This is a genomic window from Actinoplanes nipponensis (assembly GCF_016862275.1).
Classification (GTDB): domain Bacteria; phylum Actinomycetota; class Actinomycetes; order Mycobacteriales; family Micromonosporaceae; genus Actinoplanes; species Actinoplanes nipponensis.
The window spans coordinates 1-15,741 of sequence record NZ_BOMQ01000049.1 but is presented as its reverse complement, the minus strand read 5'-3'; the positions used below and the strand labels follow the sequence as shown (position 1 = coordinate 15,741).

Annotated in this window: 17 protein-coding genes; 7 read left to right on the top strand and 10 right to left on the bottom strand. The window is 75.6% G+C overall.

What is annotated here, in order from left to right; all coding sequences use genetic code 11:
* Positions 1–16: 16 nt before the first annotated feature.
* The 4 genes from Ani05nite_RS19935 to Ani05nite_RS19920 all read right to left on the bottom strand — a co-directional run bounded on the left by Ani05nite_RS19935 (position 17) and on the right by Ani05nite_RS19920 (position 4,351).
* Positions 17–1,081 (bottom strand): S1 family peptidase, encoded by a 1,065-nt coding sequence (locus Ani05nite_RS19935; RefSeq protein WP_239130373.1) that lies wholly within the window; start codon positions 1,079–1,081, stop codon positions 17–19.
* Between the two features lie 110 nt (positions 1,082–1,191).
* The gene (locus tag Ani05nite_RS19930; protein ID WP_239130370.1) at positions 1,192–2,040 is read right to left on the bottom strand and encodes an alpha/beta fold hydrolase; all 849 of its coding nucleotides are present in this window, start codon (positions 2,038–2,040) and stop codon (positions 1,192–1,194) included.
* On the bottom strand, positions 2,037–2,903 hold the full coding sequence (locus tag Ani05nite_RS19925) for an SDR family NAD(P)-dependent oxidoreductase (RefSeq protein WP_377882824.1): 867 nt from the start codon (positions 2,901–2,903) through the stop codon (positions 2,037–2,039). Before Ani05nite_RS19925 ends, Ani05nite_RS19930 begins: the two co-directional genes overlap by 4 nt.
* The gene (locus Ani05nite_RS19920) at positions 2,900–4,351 is read right to left on the bottom strand and encodes a flavin-containing monooxygenase (RefSeq protein ID WP_203770263.1); all 1,452 of its coding nucleotides are present in this window, start codon (positions 4,349–4,351) and stop codon (positions 2,900–2,902) included. The genes Ani05nite_RS19925 and Ani05nite_RS19920 overlap by 4 nt, the downstream gene beginning before the upstream one ends.
* Positions 4,352–4,440: 89 nt before the next feature.
* On the opposite strand from Ani05nite_RS19920, the gene Ani05nite_RS19915 reads away from it, so the two are divergent.
* Positions 4,441–5,460 (top strand): AraC family transcriptional regulator, encoded by a 1,020-nt coding sequence (locus tag Ani05nite_RS19915; protein WP_239130367.1) that lies wholly within the window; start codon positions 4,441–4,443, stop codon positions 5,458–5,460.
* A gap of 9 nt (positions 5,461–5,469) precedes the next feature.
* Here Ani05nite_RS19915 and Ani05nite_RS19910 read toward each other — a convergent pair whose 3' ends face one another.
* Together Ani05nite_RS19910 and Ani05nite_RS19905 are read right to left on the bottom strand one after the other, a co-directional pair.
* Positions 5,470–5,766: a DUF4873 domain-containing protein gene (locus Ani05nite_RS19910; protein ID WP_203770261.1), complete on the bottom strand. Its 297-nt coding sequence runs from the start codon at positions 5,764–5,766 to the stop codon at positions 5,470–5,472.
* Positions 5,763–6,434, bottom strand: a complete 672-nt coding sequence (locus tag Ani05nite_RS19905) for a TetR family transcriptional regulator (RefSeq protein ID WP_203770259.1) — start codon at positions 6,432–6,434, stop codon at positions 5,763–5,765. The genes Ani05nite_RS19910 and Ani05nite_RS19905 overlap by 4 nt, the downstream gene beginning before the upstream one ends.
* Before the next feature lie 52 nt (positions 6,435–6,486).
* Between Ani05nite_RS19905 and Ani05nite_RS19900 the strand changes: the two genes are divergently transcribed.
* Positions 6,487–7,371: an AurF N-oxygenase family protein gene (locus Ani05nite_RS19900; RefSeq protein ID WP_203770257.1), complete on the top strand. Its 885-nt coding sequence runs from the start codon at positions 6,487–6,489 to the stop codon at positions 7,369–7,371.
* A gap of 1 nt (position 7,372) precedes the next feature.
* Here Ani05nite_RS19900 and Ani05nite_RS19895 read toward each other — a convergent pair whose 3' ends face one another.
* Positions 7,373–8,077 carry a DsbA family oxidoreductase gene (locus tag Ani05nite_RS19895; RefSeq protein ID WP_239130364.1) on the bottom strand — a complete coding sequence of 235 codons (705 nt, stop codon included), beginning with the start codon at positions 8,075–8,077 and terminating at the stop codon, positions 7,373–7,375.
* A gap of 159 nt (positions 8,078–8,236) precedes the next feature.
* On the opposite strand from Ani05nite_RS19895, the gene Ani05nite_RS19890 reads away from it, so the two are divergent.
* Complete coding sequence (locus Ani05nite_RS19890; RefSeq protein ID WP_203770256.1) at positions 8,237–8,812, top strand: DUF6642 family protein; 576 nt, start codon at positions 8,237–8,239, stop codon at positions 8,810–8,812.
* Positions 8,813–8,827: 15 nt separating this feature from the next.
* Here the strand turns inward: Ani05nite_RS19890 and Ani05nite_RS19885 are convergent, their stop codons facing one another.
* Positions 8,828–9,412 carry a TetR/AcrR family transcriptional regulator gene (locus tag Ani05nite_RS19885; RefSeq protein WP_203770255.1) on the bottom strand — a complete coding sequence of 195 codons (585 nt, stop codon included), beginning with the start codon at positions 9,410–9,412 and terminating at the stop codon, positions 8,828–8,830.
* A 21-nt stretch (positions 9,413–9,433) separates the two neighbouring features.
* Between Ani05nite_RS19885 and Ani05nite_RS19880 the strand changes: the two genes are divergently transcribed.
* From Ani05nite_RS19880 to Ani05nite_RS19870, 3 genes are all read left to right on the top strand, one after another.
* The gene (locus Ani05nite_RS19880) at positions 9,434–9,958 is read left to right on the top strand and encodes a DUF2306 domain-containing protein (protein WP_203770254.1); all 525 of its coding nucleotides are present in this window, start codon (positions 9,434–9,436) and stop codon (positions 9,956–9,958) included.
* Positions 9,959–10,027: 69 nt separating this feature from the next.
* A complete protein-coding gene (locus Ani05nite_RS19875; protein ID WP_203770253.1) occupies positions 10,028–10,897 on the top strand; it encodes an NAD(P)-dependent oxidoreductase in 870 nt (289 codons plus the stop codon).
* Positions 10,898–11,108: 211 nt separating this feature from the next.
* The gene (locus tag Ani05nite_RS19870) at positions 11,109–12,206 is read left to right on the top strand and encodes a glycoside hydrolase family 26 protein (protein WP_203770252.1); all 1,098 of its coding nucleotides are present in this window, start codon (positions 11,109–11,111) and stop codon (positions 12,204–12,206) included.
* On the opposite strand, the gene Ani05nite_RS19865 is transcribed toward Ani05nite_RS19870, so the two are convergent.
* A complete protein-coding gene (locus Ani05nite_RS19865; protein WP_203770250.1) occupies positions 12,167–13,477 on the bottom strand; it encodes an acyltransferase family protein in 1,311 nt (436 codons plus the stop codon). The genes Ani05nite_RS19870 and Ani05nite_RS19865 overlap by 40 nt on opposite strands.
* Positions 13,478–13,507: 30 nt before the next feature.
* Positions 13,508–14,392 (bottom strand): ricin-type beta-trefoil lectin domain protein, encoded by an 885-nt coding sequence (locus Ani05nite_RS41910; protein ID WP_203770248.1) that lies wholly within the window; start codon positions 14,390–14,392, stop codon positions 13,508–13,510.
* Positions 14,393–14,595: 203 nt separating this feature from the next.
* Between Ani05nite_RS41910 and Ani05nite_RS19855 the strand changes: the two genes are divergently transcribed.
* A partial coding sequence (locus tag Ani05nite_RS19855) for a M20 family metallopeptidase (protein WP_239130353.1) occupies positions 14,596–15,741 on the top strand: 1,146 nt, incomplete at its 3' end.

The window sequence follows — 15,741 nt, the reverse complement described above, 5'->3', positions numbered from 1 at the left end:
GGCGACCGGGGCGGTGTCACCGGCGGTGCCGGCGGACGCCGCTGCGGGGGTGGCTGCGCCGGCGCCGGCGGTTGCCGAGCACCAGCGCGAGCACCCCGCCGAACCCGGCGATGACGATCGCCGCCAGCGCGGTGCGGACCGCCGGGTCGGCGCCCGGGCCCTCGTCGCCGCTGACCAGTGCGCTGCCGCCCGCGGCGGGTGGGCTCGGCGCCGGGCCGGAGGGCCGGCCGGAGGGCCGTGCGGAGGGCCGGGCGGCGGCGGGGGACCGGGAGCCGGACGGGGCGGGCCGGCCGACGATGCCGGTGATCCAGCCGGCGATGGTGTCGATGCGCCCGCTCAGGTCCACCCGCGCGTGCGGGCACGACGGCCCGTGGCTGACCACCGACACCAGCACCGCCGCCTCGTCGCCGCGCTGGGTGAAGTACGGGCCGCCGGAGTCGTGCGCGCAGGGGCTGGTGGTGGCCCGGGGGGCGTGGCCGGTCATGCCGACGTACCCGCGGGCCAGCGAGACCACCTTGAACTGGCCGGTCTGCAAACGGGTGGCCAGGCTCGACTCGTCGTCGTCGACCGTCAGGCCGTACCCGGCGAGCCGGACGATCGCCCCGATCCGCGGCGGCGTGCGGCTCAGCCGGACCGGGGTGATGTCGGTGATCGGCCGGGCCAGCTTGGCCAGCGCCACGTCGGTGGTCGGGGACTGGCGTACCGCGACGACCTCGACCCGGTGCCCGGCGGTGCCGGTGAGGTCGGTCCGCCCGGCGGTGGCGGTGGTCAGCCGGGCCACGAGCCGGGACACGTGGGCGCCCTGGCTGGTCTTGAAGCAGTGCCCGGCGGTGATCACCCAGCGGGGGGCGACGAGCGCGCCCGTGCACGAGCTGTCCCGGCGCCCGCCGCCCGGGGTCGGGATGCCGGTCATGGTGAGCTTGACCGCGAAGCCGTACCGGCCCGGCGGCACGTCCTGACCGTTGGCGATCGCGGGCGGCGGCCCGGCGGCCCGCGCCGGGGCGCCCGGGCCCGCCAGCAGCCCGGCGAGCACCGCCGGCAGGAGCACCACCAGCAGCATCGTGACGGAGCGTGGTCGCAAAAGTGCGGTCCTTCCGGCGGGAGCGGCGGGGCGGCAAGACGTGCGGAACGCATCCTAAATGGCCCGCGCCAATGCCCTATGGCTCTCCGGAAGGGGGTGCTGACGGTCCGCTAAATCGCCGGGGAATGGGCCGCCAGGAAAAGCCGGATGAGGTCGGCGAAATCGTCCGCGCGCTCGATCTGGGGCATGTGCCCGGTGTCCGGGAACAGGTGCGTGGTGGCGTGCGGGAACGCCTTGCGGGCGGCCGCCAGGTGGGCGGCCGGCAGGATCAGGTCCCGCTCGCCCCAGACGATCAGAGCCGGGCGGGGGTGCTCCGCCACCTGGCTGAGCAGCGCTTCCCGCCAGGGCGCCCGGACACCGCGCAGGGTGCCCAGCTCGCGCGCCGTCTCCAGGTAGACCCGGGCGTGGTGCGGCCGGGCGGCGACCCGCAGGGCCAGCTCGACCCGCTCCTGCGTCACGTGCGCCCGGTCGTGGAACAGGCTGCGTTCGATCCGGTACGCGGCCCGCGCGTCAAGGCGCCGCAACAATGGCTTCCCGAGTCCCGGAACGGCCAGGATGCGCAGGGCCAGTGTCACCTCCTTGCCGAAGCCGGCGCTGTTGACCAGGGTCAGGGTGGCGACCCGCTCGGGTTGCGTCACGAGCAGCCGCATCGCCACCGCGCCGCCCAGCGAATTGCCCATGACGTGCAGCGGCCGGTGCTCACCGAGCGCGTCCAGCGTGGCGGCCACCCCCTCGGCCAGCCCGGCCAGCGTCACCCGGCCCGGCAGCGGCTCGGACAGCCCGAAGCCGGGCAGGTCGGCGCTGATCACCCGGTGGTCGCCGGCCAGCCGGTCGTGCTGCGGGTCCCAGTCCTCCAGGCTGCGGCCGATGCCGTGCAGCATCAGCACCGGCGGGCGGGCCGGGTCGCCGCCGCACCGGACCCGGATGCGCGCGCCCCGCACGGTCAGCTCGGTGATCACCTGGTCACCGCCGTCCGGGCGCGGCGGCCGGCCGTCGCGGTCAGCCGGCCGATGACCCGCATGTGGCTGACCGGCAGCAGCCGGGCCAGCACGTCGGGGATCTTCGCGCTGGCGGCGATCAGCAGCCGGGCGCGCCGCCGCTGGACCGCGTCGAGGATCTCCCGGGCCGCCTTCTCCGGCGGGTACGTCAGCAGCGCCGCGAAGACCCGCTGCTGCGGCTCGACGTCGGCGGCGGGCACCTTCGCGCCGATCAGCGCACTCTCCGCGATGCGGGTGCGGATGCCGCCCGGGTGCACGGTCGTCACGCCCACCCCGGACTCGAGCAGCTCGCCGCGCAGCACCTCGCTGAGCCCGCGCAGCGCGAACTTGCTCGCGCTGTAGGCCGACTGTCCGGGCGGCGCGATGATCCCGTACAGGCTGGAGACGTTGACCAGGTGGCCGCCGGGCGCGGCGGTCAGCGCCGGCAGCAGGTGATGGATGAGCAGCAGCGGGGCGGTGAAGTTGACCGCCATCACCTGCTCGAACTGGGCCAGGTCGACCTGGTCGAAGCGCCCGCCGAGGGCCATCCCGGCGTTGTTGATCAGCAGCCCGATCTCGGGATGCCGCTCGCGGATGCCCTCGGCGGCGCCGACCACGGCCGCCCGGTCGCTCAGGTCGGCGACCAGCGTCTCGACCGTGCGGCCGGGGTGGGCGGCGCGGATCTGCTCGGCGACCGCGTCGAGGCGCAGCGCGTCCCGGTCGACGAGCACCAGGTCGCTGCCGCGGGCGGCCAGCCCGTGGGCCAGCTGCTCGCCGATGCCGCTGGCGGCGCCGGTCAGCACGGCCGTGCGGCCGGCGAAACGGTACGGGGTCAGGCGCGTCATCGGATCTCCTCGAGCACGGGTGCGGTCGACCGGCTGAACGTCATGTCCCGGCGCACGTCGGCGCGCGGGGTGGTGAGCACGTCGAGCAGGTAGTTCTGCCGGACCGTCCACGGGTCCTTGTCGCCCTGCTGCGGGAAGCGGTCCAGCGCCCGCTGCACGTAGCCCGAGCTGAGGTCGAGCAGCGGCCGCCGGTTGCCGGGCGTCTCCTTCGGGGTGGCGGCGACGTAGCCGGTGCGGTCCAGGTAGCTCAGCAGCCGGCAGACGTAGCGGTGCGACAGGTCGGCCCGCAGCGTCCAGGAGGCGTTGGTGTAGCCGATGCAGTAGGCGAAGTTCGGCACGCTGCTGAGCATCACCCCGCGGTAGGCGACATGGCGGCCGGGATCCACCGGGCGGCCGTCGACGGTGAGGGTGACCCCGCCGATCGGCAGCAGCGACAGGCCGGTGGCGGAGACCACCACGTCGGCCTCCAGCGTGCGGCCGGAGCGCAGCCGGATGCCCTCGGGCACGAACCGGTCGATGTGGTCGGTCACCACCGAGGCGGCGCCGGCCTTGATGGCCTCGAACAGGTCGGCGTCCGGGATCACGCACAGCCGCTGGTCCCACGGCTGGTAGGTGGGGGTGAAGTGCTCGTCGACGTAGGCCGCGTCGGCCAGGTGCTGGACGGCGAAGCGGCGCAGCAGGGCCTTGACGCGTTCCGGGCGGCGCCGGGCGAGCTGGTAGAAGCCCTGGGTGAGCAGGATGTTCTTGGCCCGGGCGACCTTGTGCGCGACCCGGGCGGGCAGCCGGCGGCGCAGCAGGTCGGCGACCACGTCCCGGCCGGGCAGCACGGTCAGGTACGACGGTGAGCGCTGGAGCATGGTGACGTGCGCGGCGGTGCCGGCCATCGCGGGCACCAGCGTCACGGCGGTGGCCCCGCTGCCGATGACCACCACGCGCCGGCCGGCGTAGTCCAGGTCGGCCGGCCAGGACTGCGGGTGCACGAACCGCCCGGTGTAGTCCTCCAGCCCGGCGAAGTCGGGCTGGTGGCCGCCGGCGTAGTCGTAGTAGCCGGCGCACGCGTACAGGAAGGCGCAGGTCAGGGTCTCGCCGCCGGCCAGCCGGACGGTCCAGTGGTCGGCGGTCCAGTCGGCCGCGACCACCCGGGCGGAGAAGCGGATGTGCGGCGTGATGCCGCCCTCGTCCGCCGTGTCCTGGATGTACCGGCGGATGCTCTCGCCGGACGCCAGCGACCGGTCGCCCTGCCAGGGCCGGAACGGGTAGCTGAGCGTGAACATGTCGGAGTCGGAGCGGACCCCCGGGTAGCGGAACAGGTCCCACGTGCCGCCGATGGCGGAGCGGGCCTCGAGGACGGCGTAGCTGGCGCCCGGGCGCTGCTGCTGCAGCCGCCACGCCGCGCCGATGCCGGACAGGCCGGCGCCGATGATGAGCACGTCGAAGTGTTCGGCCATGGCGCCAGTCTCGGTCACCGGGGCGGCGGCCGACTTGTCCCGGCGCGACACTCATTTACCCCTGCGCGACACACTGGCTATCCTGCGGCATGGATTCCATGGTCCGGGCCGCATCCCTGCGCGGCCTGCCCGCGCTGGTGGACGCCCTCGGCGGGGACGGCGCCGCGCTGCTCGCCCGGTTCCGGGTGCCCGCACCGGCCCTGGACTCCGACGACGCGGTGGTCCCGTCGCCGGCGGCCGCCCAGATCCTGGAGACCGCCGCGGCGGAGCTCGGCTGCCCCGACCTGGGCCTGCGCCTGGCCGGGCAGCAGAACGCCACCGTGCTGGGCCCGCTCGCGCTGGCCATCGAGAACTCGCCGACGTTCGGCGCCGCGCTGGACACCGCGAACCGGTTCCTGTTCGTGCACAGCCCGGCGCTGACCGTCTCGCAGATCCCCGACCCGGCCGGCCGGCCCGGGGTGGTCGGCCTGCTGTACCGCGGCACCGAGGCCGAGCCGCTCCCGCCGCAGGTGGTCGACCTGGGGCTGGGCCTGTTCCACCGGATCATCGTGCTGCTGCACGGCGGGCCGTACGGCCTGCGCTCGGTGCACCTGCCGCACGCCGCGCTGGCCCCGCCCGGCAGCTACACCGGGTTCTTCGGCGCCGACGTGCGGTTCGACCGGCCGGACGCGGTGCTGCGGGTGCCCGCCGGGCTGGCCGCCATGCCGGTGCCGGGCGGCAACCAGGTGTTGCGCGACATCGCCGTCGACTACATCACCAGCCACTTCCCGGCGCCCGGCCGCGCGGTCGCCGACCGGGTGCGGCTGCTGCTGAGCCAGGCGCTGGGCACCTCGCCGGTCGAGGTGGGCGCGGTCGCGCGCCTGCTGCGGACCCACCCGCGCACGCTGCAGCGCCGGCTGGCGGCCGAGGGGACCACCTTCGAGGCCATCCTCGACGAGGTCCGCCGGGCCACCGCGGCCCGCCTGATCACCCAGACCGACCTGCCGTTCACCCAGGTCACGGCCATGGTCGGGCTGACCGAGCAGTCCGCGCTGAGCCGGGCCGCGCGGCGCTGGTTCGGCCTGAGCCCGCGCGCGCTGCGGGCCACCGCGGCCGCCCGGAGCCGGTGAGACGCCGGTTCAGCCCGCGGCGGCGGCCTGCCACGGCGGGCGGCCGGTCCCGGTGAGGCGTACGCCGCCCCACGGGTCCGGCTCGCCGAGGCGGGCCAGGGCCGGCACGCCGCCGATCCGGACGGTGGCCTCCCGCAGCCCGGCCCGCAGCTGGGCGGTCAGGGTGTCGTCCGGCGCGGCCCGGCCGGCCCAGCGGTAGCGCCCCTCCAGCGGCTCGAAGCGCGCCGACAGCCGCACGGTCACGGTGACGCTCAGCTCGCCGGTCTCGATGACCGCCTCGCCCCGGTACTCCTCGTCGTCGCTCACCGCCCGCTCACCGCCAGCCCGCCCGGGGTGTCGGCCGCCGCGCGGATACCCGCGATGCCGCCCCACAGGAACGTCGTCAGGTAGTCGGCCAGGGCGCCGCGGCTGATCGGCTGCTGCTGCCGCAGCCACCAGTCGGCGACGGTGTGCACGTAACCCACGATCCCGTACGCCCACGGCAGCGCCGGCCCGGCGTCCAGGCCCAGCGCCCGCAACCGGTCCCCGACGATCCGGGCCAGCCCGCTGGCCACGGTGTCCATCGCGTCGGCGACCACGTCGGTGTCGCGGGCGATGCCGCGCTGGTGCACCACGAAGCGGTACACGTGCGGGTCCGCCTCGATGACGGTCAGGTACGCGTCGATGGCGGCGGCCACCACGTCGCGTTCCTCCCGCACGGCGGCGACCGCCGGCGCGATGGCCTCGACCACCGCGGTCGCGGCCTGCCGGCCGACGGCCAGCCACAGCCCGGACTTGTCCGCGAAGTAGCGGTAGAGCACGGGCTTGCTGACCCCGGCGTGCGCGGCGACCGCGTCGATGCCGGGCTCCGGCCCGAGCTCCCGGATGGCCGCGATCACCGCCTCGACGAGCTCGGCGCGGCGCCGCTCGCGGTGGTCGGCCCAGCGGCGGCTGCGCCCGTCGGGACGGTTGACGCCCTCATCGACAGCATTCATAGTACGAGAAGTAGCTGTTACTTCCGGTAACGTCAACCCCCTGGAGGTCTCCATGGTCGTCTCCGACCGCGACCGGACCGCGACCCGGCTGCTGCGCTCGTCGGCCGAGCACTCGTACGACCCGCACGTCGAGATCGACTGGGACGCGCCCCTGGCGGCCGACCGGTTCTTCACCCCGGAGCGCCGGTCCAGCCTCTACGGCACCGCGCTGTGGGACGGGCTCAGCCGCGACCAGCGGATTGCCCTGACCCGGCACGAGGTGGCCAGCATCGCCGGGCTCGGGGTGTGGTTCGAGACCATCCTCATGCAGCTGCTGATCCGCGAGTACTACCGCGCCGACCCGACCGCCGCGCACGCCCAGTACGCGCTGACCGAGGTGGCCGACGAGTGCCGCCACTCGGTCATGTTCGGCCGGATGATCGCCAAGCTGGACTGCCCGGTCTATCGGGTGGGCGCCTTCGACGACGTGCTCGGCAAGTGGATCGCCGCGACCGCCACCGGCCCCCGGATGTACGCGGCGATCCTCATCGCCGAGGAGATCCTGGACGCGCTGCAGCGCGAGGCCGCCGCCGACGAGACGGTGCAGCCGCTGGTCCGGATGGTGTCGCGGATCCACGTCATCGAGGAGGCCCGGCACGTGCGGTACGCCCGCGAGGAGCTCGCCCGGCAGGTGCGCGCCGCGGGCACCCGGCGGCTGGCCTTCGACCGGGTGGTGATCGCCCGGGCGGCGTACCTGATCGGGACGCGGATCATCGCGCCGGAGGTCTACCGGGCGGTCGGGATCGACCCGGAGGTGGGCCGGCGGGCGGCCCGGGCCAACCCCCACCACCGCGAGACGATGCGCTGGGCGGGCGAGCGGATCGTGGCCTACCTGCGCGAGCTGGACCTGATCGGCGGCCCCGGCCTGGCCCTGTGGCGGCGGTCCGGGCTGCTCTGAGCTAGCGCGCCGGGGCGGCCTCGTACGCGGTCCGCAGGGCCTGGCCGAACACCTCGGCGGACTGGGCCCCGGAGACGCCGTAGGCGCTGTTCAGCACGAAGAACGGCACGCCGGTGGCGCCGTACCGGCGGGCCTGGCGGATGTCGTCCTGGACGTCGGCGGTGTAGTCGTCGCCGGCCAGCACCCGTTCGGCCGCGGCCGCCGGCACGCCGATCTCCGCGCCCAGCGCGACCAGCGCGGGGGTGTCGAGGGTCACGCCCTCGATCAGGTTGGCCCGCATCAGCCGCTCGTGCGCCTGCGGGCCGAGCCCGTGCGCCTGGGCCAGGTGGATCAGCCGGTGCGCGTCGAAGGTGTTGACGCTCACCGCGCGGTCGAAGTCGTAGTGCAGGCCCTCGGCCGCGGCCAGCGCAGCGACCTGCGCCGTCATGGCCCTGACCTGCTCCCGCGAGCCGCCGAACTTCGTGGCCAGCGAGTCGTACACCGGCTCGGCCGTGCCCCGGGGGAACGACGGGTCGAGCTGGAAGCTGCGCCACCGCACCTCGACGTCGTCGGCGTGCTCGAATGCGGCGAGGGCGGTCTCGAACCGCCGCTTGCCGATGTAGCACCACGGGCACACGATGTCGGACCAGATCTCCACCAGCACGCCGGCCACCTCAGCCACCCGTCCCGCCGGCGCGGGTCTCGGCGTCTTGTTCTCGTCGGTCACCGGTCCATCATGCGTCGGGAAACGGAGATCGTTCAGTACGCACTTCGAGGTGCGTGTCACCGACGCGCGGGGCATTTGCCCGATAGGTCGGCCGGTCCCGCGCGGGCGGCGCCGGGTGGGCTAGCGTCGGCCTTTCGTGCCGAGCTGTCAGGGGGAGTCGTGGCCAAGGCCGGGGGAGTGTTCTGCGTCGAGGGCCAGTGGGAGGACGACCTCAACAGCCGCGGGTCCGTGCTGCCCACCCTCGAACTGCTCGAACGGCTCAACAGCATCCGCTACATCCACCGGGACACGGCCACCGCCGAGGAGCTGCACTACTACCTGGACACCTGGCTGTCCCGCAAGTACGCCGACTACAAGGTCGGCTTCTTCGCGCTGCACGGCCAGCCGACCCAGCTGTGCCTGACCAGCAAGCAGACGGTCGAGCTGGACGAGATCGCCGCCTGGATGTCGGGGCGGTGCGCCGGCCGGATCCTGTACTTCGGCAGCTGCTCGGTGCTGCGCGCCTCCGACCGGGTGCTGAAGGACTTCCTGCACGAGACCAAGGCGGCGATGCTCTGCGGCTTCACCAAGTCGATCGACTGGGTGGAGTCGGCCGCCTTCGAGACCGTGGTGCTCAACACCCTGGTCAACGGCGGCAAGATCGACAGCGCGGAACGGCTGATGCGGGCGTCGCGCTGGACGGCCCTGTCGGACCACCTGGGGTTCCGCGCGGTCTACGCCAACGGCCGCGGCTGACCCCGGCCGCCGTCGTCAGCTGAGGAACGGCATGCCGGCGTACCCCAGGGCCTCCAGGTAGGCCTCCTCGGGCGCGCCCACGTCCGGCAGTTGCCCGTTCAGCTCCAGGTTGACCATGCCGTGCGAGACCGCCCACAGATGCAGCGCGATCCGGTGCGGCTCGTCCCCGGTGAAGACGCCCGCCCGCTGACAGCGCGCCACCGCCTCCACCAGCGGCTGGTAGGTCGCGTCGGCGGCGGCCCGGTCGTCCGCGGCCGGGCTGAACTCGGGCGCCATCCGGCCGAACATCAGCCCGTACAGGTGCGGGCTGGCCAGGGCCGCGCGCCGGTACGCGACGCCCAGGGCGATCACGTCGGCCAGGGGGTCGTCGGTCCGCGGGACGGCGCCCAGGGCCGCGCCCAGTCGGCGGAAGCCCTCCCGGTGCATGGCGGCCAGCAGGCCCTGCTTGTCGCCGAACAGCGTGTAGACCGGCATCGTCGACACGCCCACACTGGCCGCGAGCTTGCGGAGCGACAGCCCGGCCGGTCCGTGCTCCAGGAGCAGGCGCGCGGCCTCGTCGACCAGGCGGGCGGTCAGGTCTGGTCCGTTGACGGCGGGCACGGGCTCCACTATAACGGTGTTATGGCGAATAACGTTGTTATCGGGCTGCACGCCAGCGGCGCCACCGTCGCGCTGGCGCTGGGGGCGTACAACCTGGTCCGGCGCGTGCGCGGCGACCGGGCGCACCGCTGGGTGGGCCGGGTGTGGGTCGTCGCGATGTACGGGACGATCCTCAGTTCATTCGCCATCCGGGAGCTGCGCCCGGGCCACTTCAGCTGGATCCACGGGCTGTCCGCGTTCACCTTCGTCACGTTGTCGATCGGCCTCTGGGGCGCGCTGACCCACCGGCCGGCCGTGCACCGGCAGTTCATGACCGGGTCGTACCTCGGGCTCGTCGGCGCCTTCGCCGGCGCGGTCGTGGTGCCGGCGCGGGACATCCCGCAGTGGGTGGTGCACCAGCCGGCCCGGCTCGCCCTCGGCGCCGTCGGCTGCCTGCTGCTCGCCGCCGCGGTCATCGCGGTGAGCCGTCGGCCGGCCCGGCTCGGCGGTGATGCCGCCGCCGCGGGAACCGTTCCCGGAGCCGGGGAGCCGCACCGGCCGGCCTGACCCGATCGCACGCCGCGATCCGCGGATTGGCCCGCGCCGGGACGGCGGTGATCGTTCTACGGTACGGCCATGGAGCACAGCGAGAACGTGGGTTTCCTGGGCCTGGGCATCATGGGCGAGCCGATGGCCGGCAACCTGGCCGCCGCCGGCGTGCCGGTCGTCGCCTGGTCGCGTACCCCCCGGCCGGTCCCCGGGGTGAGCGCCGCGGCCCGGCCGGCGGACGTCTTCGCCCGGGCCCGCACGGTGCTGATGATGCTGGCCGACCGCGAGGCGATCGACGCGGTCCTGGGCCGCGGCGGGCCCGGCTTTCCTGAGCTGGTGCGCGGGCACACGATCGTCCACATGGGCACCACCGCGCCGGAGTATTCGGCGGCGCTGGAGGCCGACATCGTGGCGGCGGGCGGCTGCTACGTGGAGGCCCCGGTGTCGGGCTCGCGGCTCCCGGCCGCCGCCGGCGAGCTGGTCGCGATGGTGGCCGGCGACGACGCGGCGGTGGCCCGGGTACGCCCCCTGCTCGCCCCGATGTGCCGCGAGGTGGTCGGGTGCGGCCCGGTCCCGCAGGCGCTGCTGATGAAGCTGGCGGTCAACCTCTTCCTGATCACCATGGTCACCGGGCTGGCCGAGGCGACCCACTTCGCGCAGCGGCAGGGCCTCGACCTGGAGCGGCTGCGCGGCGTGCTCGACGCCGGCCCGATGGCCAGCGCCGTCTCCCGGGGCAAGGCCGCGAAGCTGGTGAGCCGGGACTTCGCCGTGCAGGCGGCGATCCGGGACGTGCTGATGAACAACCGGCTGATCGCCGAGGCGGCCCGGGCCGCCGGGGTCGCCACCCCGCTGCTGGACGCCTGCCATCAGCTGTTCGGGGAGACGCTGGCGCTCGGGCACGGCGGCGAGGACATGGCGGCGGTGGTCCGGGCCCTCGAGGCCCGCACCGGCGATTAGCGGCCGTTGCGGGGCTTCGCCCGGTACGCGGCATCGGCGGCGGCTGTCGCTTTGCTGCCCGGCCGGCCCCGCCTGACCGGGCTGTGCTCCGGTAAAAGACCTGGTCAGCCACGTTATGGAGGCGATCGGCCGACGCCTGTGGCGGGCGCGGCGGGCATCGTGGAGCCGGACGCGACCGCCGCGTCCGGCTGCCGACGAAAGGAAGCCCACCATGACCGCCGAACCCCCGGGCGGCCGCGGGCTGCCCCGTCGCCGGCTGCTGGCGCTGGCGGCCCTCGCGCTGCCGGCCGCCTGCTCCACCGCGCCGTCCGCGCCGGCCCCGCCGTCCGCGGCGGGTGCCGCCACCGCGGCTGTCCCGGTGCCGTCCTCGGCCGGGCCGGTCGTCTCGACCGCCGCCGTGCCGTCGTCCGGCCCGCCCAGCGCCACACCGTCACCGTCGGCCCCGAAGAAGGCCGCCCCGGCGCGTGGCGGCCCCGTGCCCGCGACGGCCGGCAAGGCGATGTTCGGCTCCTATCTGGCCCTGAGCGGCCGGTCGCTCGGCCAGAGCCTGGCCCTGCGCCGCCGGCAACTGGGCCGCGAGCAGCGCATCGTGCACGTGTTCTACCCGTGGGACGGCTACGTGCCGTCGTCGGAGCCCGCCGTGGCCGCCGCCAGCACGCTGATGGTGTCGTGGCACGGGGCGCCGTACCGGCAGATCAACGACGGCTCGTCCGACCGGGTCATCGCCCGGGTGGCCCGCCGGCTGGCCGGCATGAGGCGCCCGATCCTGCTGCGGTGGGGCTGGGAGATGAACGGCGACTGGTTCGAGTGGGACGGCAGCCACAACGGCCAGGACCCGGGCGGCTACGTCAGGGCCTGGCGGCGGCTGCACCGCATCTTCGGCGAGCAGGGCGCCGACAACGTGGCCTGGGTGTGGAGCCCGAACTGGAACTCGTCGCCGGACACGTCCTGGAACCGGTTCACCCGGTACTACCCGGGCGACGAGTTCGTCGACTGGGTCGGGGTGTCCGGCTACGACTTCTTCTCCGAGTCGCCCCGGACGCTGTTCGGGGCGGTGTGCTCCGCGTACGGCGAACGCAAGCCGATCATCCTGAGCGAGACCGCCGCGGTCGACCACGGCGGCGGGAGCAAGGCCGCCTGGATCCGCAAGCTCGCCTCCTGGGTGGAGGACACCCCCGCGGTCGGCGCCGTGGTCTGGTTCGACACCGACACCCAGGGCGACAGCCCGCACAACTTCCGGCCGGACACCGACGGAGCCGCCCTCGCCGCCTACCGGGCCATGGCGCGCAGGCCCCGCTTCGGCGGCTGAGGCGTCCCCGGCCCCACCGGCCGGGCGTCCGAACCCCACCGCGCGGTCATCCACCGCGCGGCCCGGCGCCCGAGGCGCTGCCCGGGCAGTTCCACGAACCGGTACGTCAACCCCGAGACGCCCACCACCACGGCCAGGTACGCCGCGGCCACCGGCGCCTCCGCGAGGGCCGGCCACCGCTCGCCCAGGCCGGTCAGCCACGGGCGCAGCAGCTCGATCAGCACGTAGTGCACCAGGTAGACGGAGTAGCTGAGCAGGCCCAGGCGGGCCAGCCCGGGCGGGGCCGGCCACCGCCGGGTGAGCCGGCCCAGCGCGAACGCGCCGCCGAAGACGGCCAGCGTGACGACCGAGCGGGTCACGTACCGCGGGGTCAGCGCGCCGAGCGAGGCCAGCTCGGCCCACCAGTTCACCAGCAGGGCGGCGGCCACCACCGCGGCCGTCAGTCCCGCCTGCCACCAGCCGATCCGGCCCTGGTCGGCGCGGTGCAGGGCGGTGCCGACCAGCATCACGGCGATGATCAGCAGCCCGTCCCAGGCGTGCGCCGGTTCCTGGCCGGCGATCAGCAGCGTGCCCGCGATGCCGCCCAGCAGCAGCGCGCCGGCGACCACGGCCGGGCGCCGCCCGCTGGCCACCGCGCCCAGGCCGAGCACCAGCGCCGCCGCGACCACCAGGGTCAGCTCGCGGGCGGCGGCGGGCGTCGGCGCGAGCAGCCTCGGCGCCAGCGGGGCCGTGCCGACGGCGGCGACCGCCAGCACCACCGCGGGCACGGTGCCCGACCCGTGCCGCCGTACCGCGAACATCGCGCCGACCAGCAGGTAGAACGCCATCTCGAAGGTGAGCGTCCAGAGCACCGGGGTGAGCAGCGGCACGCCGAGCAGCTGCGGCAGCAGGGTCGCGTGGGCCACCGCGGCGGTGAGCGGGTCCGCCGCCAGCGCCGGGTCGAGCGGCAGCAGCCCGCCGGCGCCCAGCGCCGCCACGAGCGCCGCCACCACCAGGTACAGCGGCAGCAGGCGGCACAGCCGGCTCACCCAGAACGTGCGCAGGCTGCCGTGCCGTTCCAGCGACGCCGGGATGATGTAGCCGCTGACCAGGAAGAACAGCATGACCCCGGCGGTGCCGGCGTGCAGCCACTCGGCGCTGACCGCCCGCGCCCCGCGGAACAGCACGCGGCTGAGGTGGGCGTAGAGCACCAGCAGGACGGCGACCGCGCGCAACCCGTCGAGCCAGGCCATCCGGTCCGGGCCGGCGGCGTCGTTCGTCGGGGCGGGCACCCGGCGAACGATAGCCGGGCCCGGGGCCGGTCAGGGCAGGGTCCAGGCCTGGTCGGCCGCGCCGGTGCAGTCGGTGACGGTGACGGTGACCGCCGGGCGGCCCGGATCGGTCAGGCAGCGGCGGGTCCCGGGGTTGACCAGCGAGCCGTGCGGACCGGCCCGCCACTGGCCGGCCGGCTGGTCGTCGCAGCCGCCGATCCGGACCGTCGCGTCGGCGGCCACCCGGGCGCACCGGCCGGCCACCAGCAGCGTGCCGTCGGCGGCCAGCGTCCACCGCTGGTAGTTGACGTCGGCGCAGCCCGCGGTCTGCACCGGGGTGCCGTCCAGGGCGAGCAGGCCGCCCAGGTTGAGGCAGCGCCCGCCGGCCGCGGTGACGGGTCCGGTCCGGGGCGTGGCGGGGGGCGGCGTCAGCGTCGGGGCCGGAGCCCCGGACGCCGGCGGGTTGCCGGGCGCCTGGCCGGGGCCCACCGCCGCGCCCGTGGTGGCCGGGGTCGCCGGCGGGGTGGTGGCCGCGGACCGGCCGGCGCCGGGGCTGGGCGCGACGCTGATGGTGGCCGCGCTGGCCGCCGGCGCCGCGGCCGGTGAGCCGCTCGCCCCGGGCGCCGGCGGCGCCGGGCGGGCGGTGGCGGGGAGATGGTCGTCGCCGGCCGGGCGCAGCAGGAAGAGGCCGAGGCCGCCGAGCATCGCGAGCGCACCGACGGCGGCCAGGACCACGAGCCGCTGGCGGCGCAGGGCGGTGGTCTTCGCGGCCGCGTCGGCGGCCCGCGGTGGCGCGGCGGCGCCCGCCGCCTGCGGGGTGCCGTCCTCGGGCAGATCGGCGGTCGCCGGCCACGTCTGCACCTGCCGGTCGCCCGGTTGGGTGGTGATGTACGGGCGGACCAGCACCGGGTCCTCGCGCTCGAATTTGTCAGCCATCTCGTGTCCTGCCGTGGGGAGACCGGCCGCCGGGACCGGCCGGTACGTCAAGATACGCGAGGTTCCGCCAAAGAGATCATTCGATGTCCGGCCATTCTCGACCTTCCACCGACATCGGTGGTCGAAGCCCTCCGCCGGCGGTCCCCGGGCGGGGCGGCCGGGGCCTAGGCTGAGCCCATCGTCACCGGCGAAGGTGAGCTGACATGGATCTGGTGACCCGGATGGCGCGGCGGCTGCCCGTCCTGCTGGCCGACATCGAGGCGCTGGTCACGTGCGAGTCGCCGTCGTCGGATCCGGCCGCGCTGGCCCGCAGCACCGAGCTCGTGGCCGGCCTGGGCGAGCGGCGCCTGGGCCGGCCGCCCGAGCGGGTCCTCGCGGGCGGCCGCACCCATCTGCGCTGGCGGTTCGGCCCCGGACCGGCCCGGGTGCTGCTGCTCGGTCACCACGACACCGTGTGGCCGCTGGGCTCGCTGGCGACCCACCCGTTCGCCGTGACCGACGGGGTGCTGCGCGGCCCCGGCTGCGTCGACATGAAGGCCGGCCTGGTGCTGGCCCTGCACGCGCTGGCCGAGCTGGGCGGCCCGGCCGGGGTCACCCTGCTGGTCACCAGCGACGAGGAGCTCGGCTCGCCGAGCTCCCGCGGGCTGATCGAGGACGAGGCCGCGGGGTGCGCGGCGGCGCTGGTGCTGGAGGCGGCCGCGGCCGGCGGCGCGCTCAAGACCGAGCGCAAGGGCGTCTCCCGGTACCGGCTCCGGGTGCACGGCCGGGCGGCGCACGCCGGCCTGGAACCGGAGCGCGGCGTCAACGCCACCGTGGAGCTGGCCCACCAGGTGCTGGCCCTGACCGCGCTGGCCGATCCGGGCCGGGGCACCACCGTCACGCCGACCCTGGCCGAGGCGGGCAGCTCGGCGAACACGGTGCCCGCCACCGCCGAGGTCGCCGTCGACGTGCGGGTCCGCGACGCCGCCGAGCAGGGCCGGGTCGACGCGGCGCTGCGGTCGCTGCGCCCGGTGCTGCCGGGCGCCCGGCTGGAGCTGACCGGTGGACCCAACCGCCCGCCGATGGCGGCCCCGGCATCGGCCGGCCTGCTGCGGCGCGCCGCCCAGGTGGCGCGGCGCCTGGGCCTGCCGGAGCCGATAGGGGCGGCGGTCGGCGGCGGCTCGGACGGCAACTTCACCGCCGGCATCGGCACGCCCACCCTGGACGGCCTGGGCGCGGTCGGCGGCGGCGCGCACGCGGACGACGAGCACGTGCTGGTCGACGCCCTGCCGGCCCGCGCGGCCCTGATCGCCGGCCTGATCGCCGACCTGCTCGGCCCGCCCGCCGAGCCGCCCGGCGCCCTCGCCGAG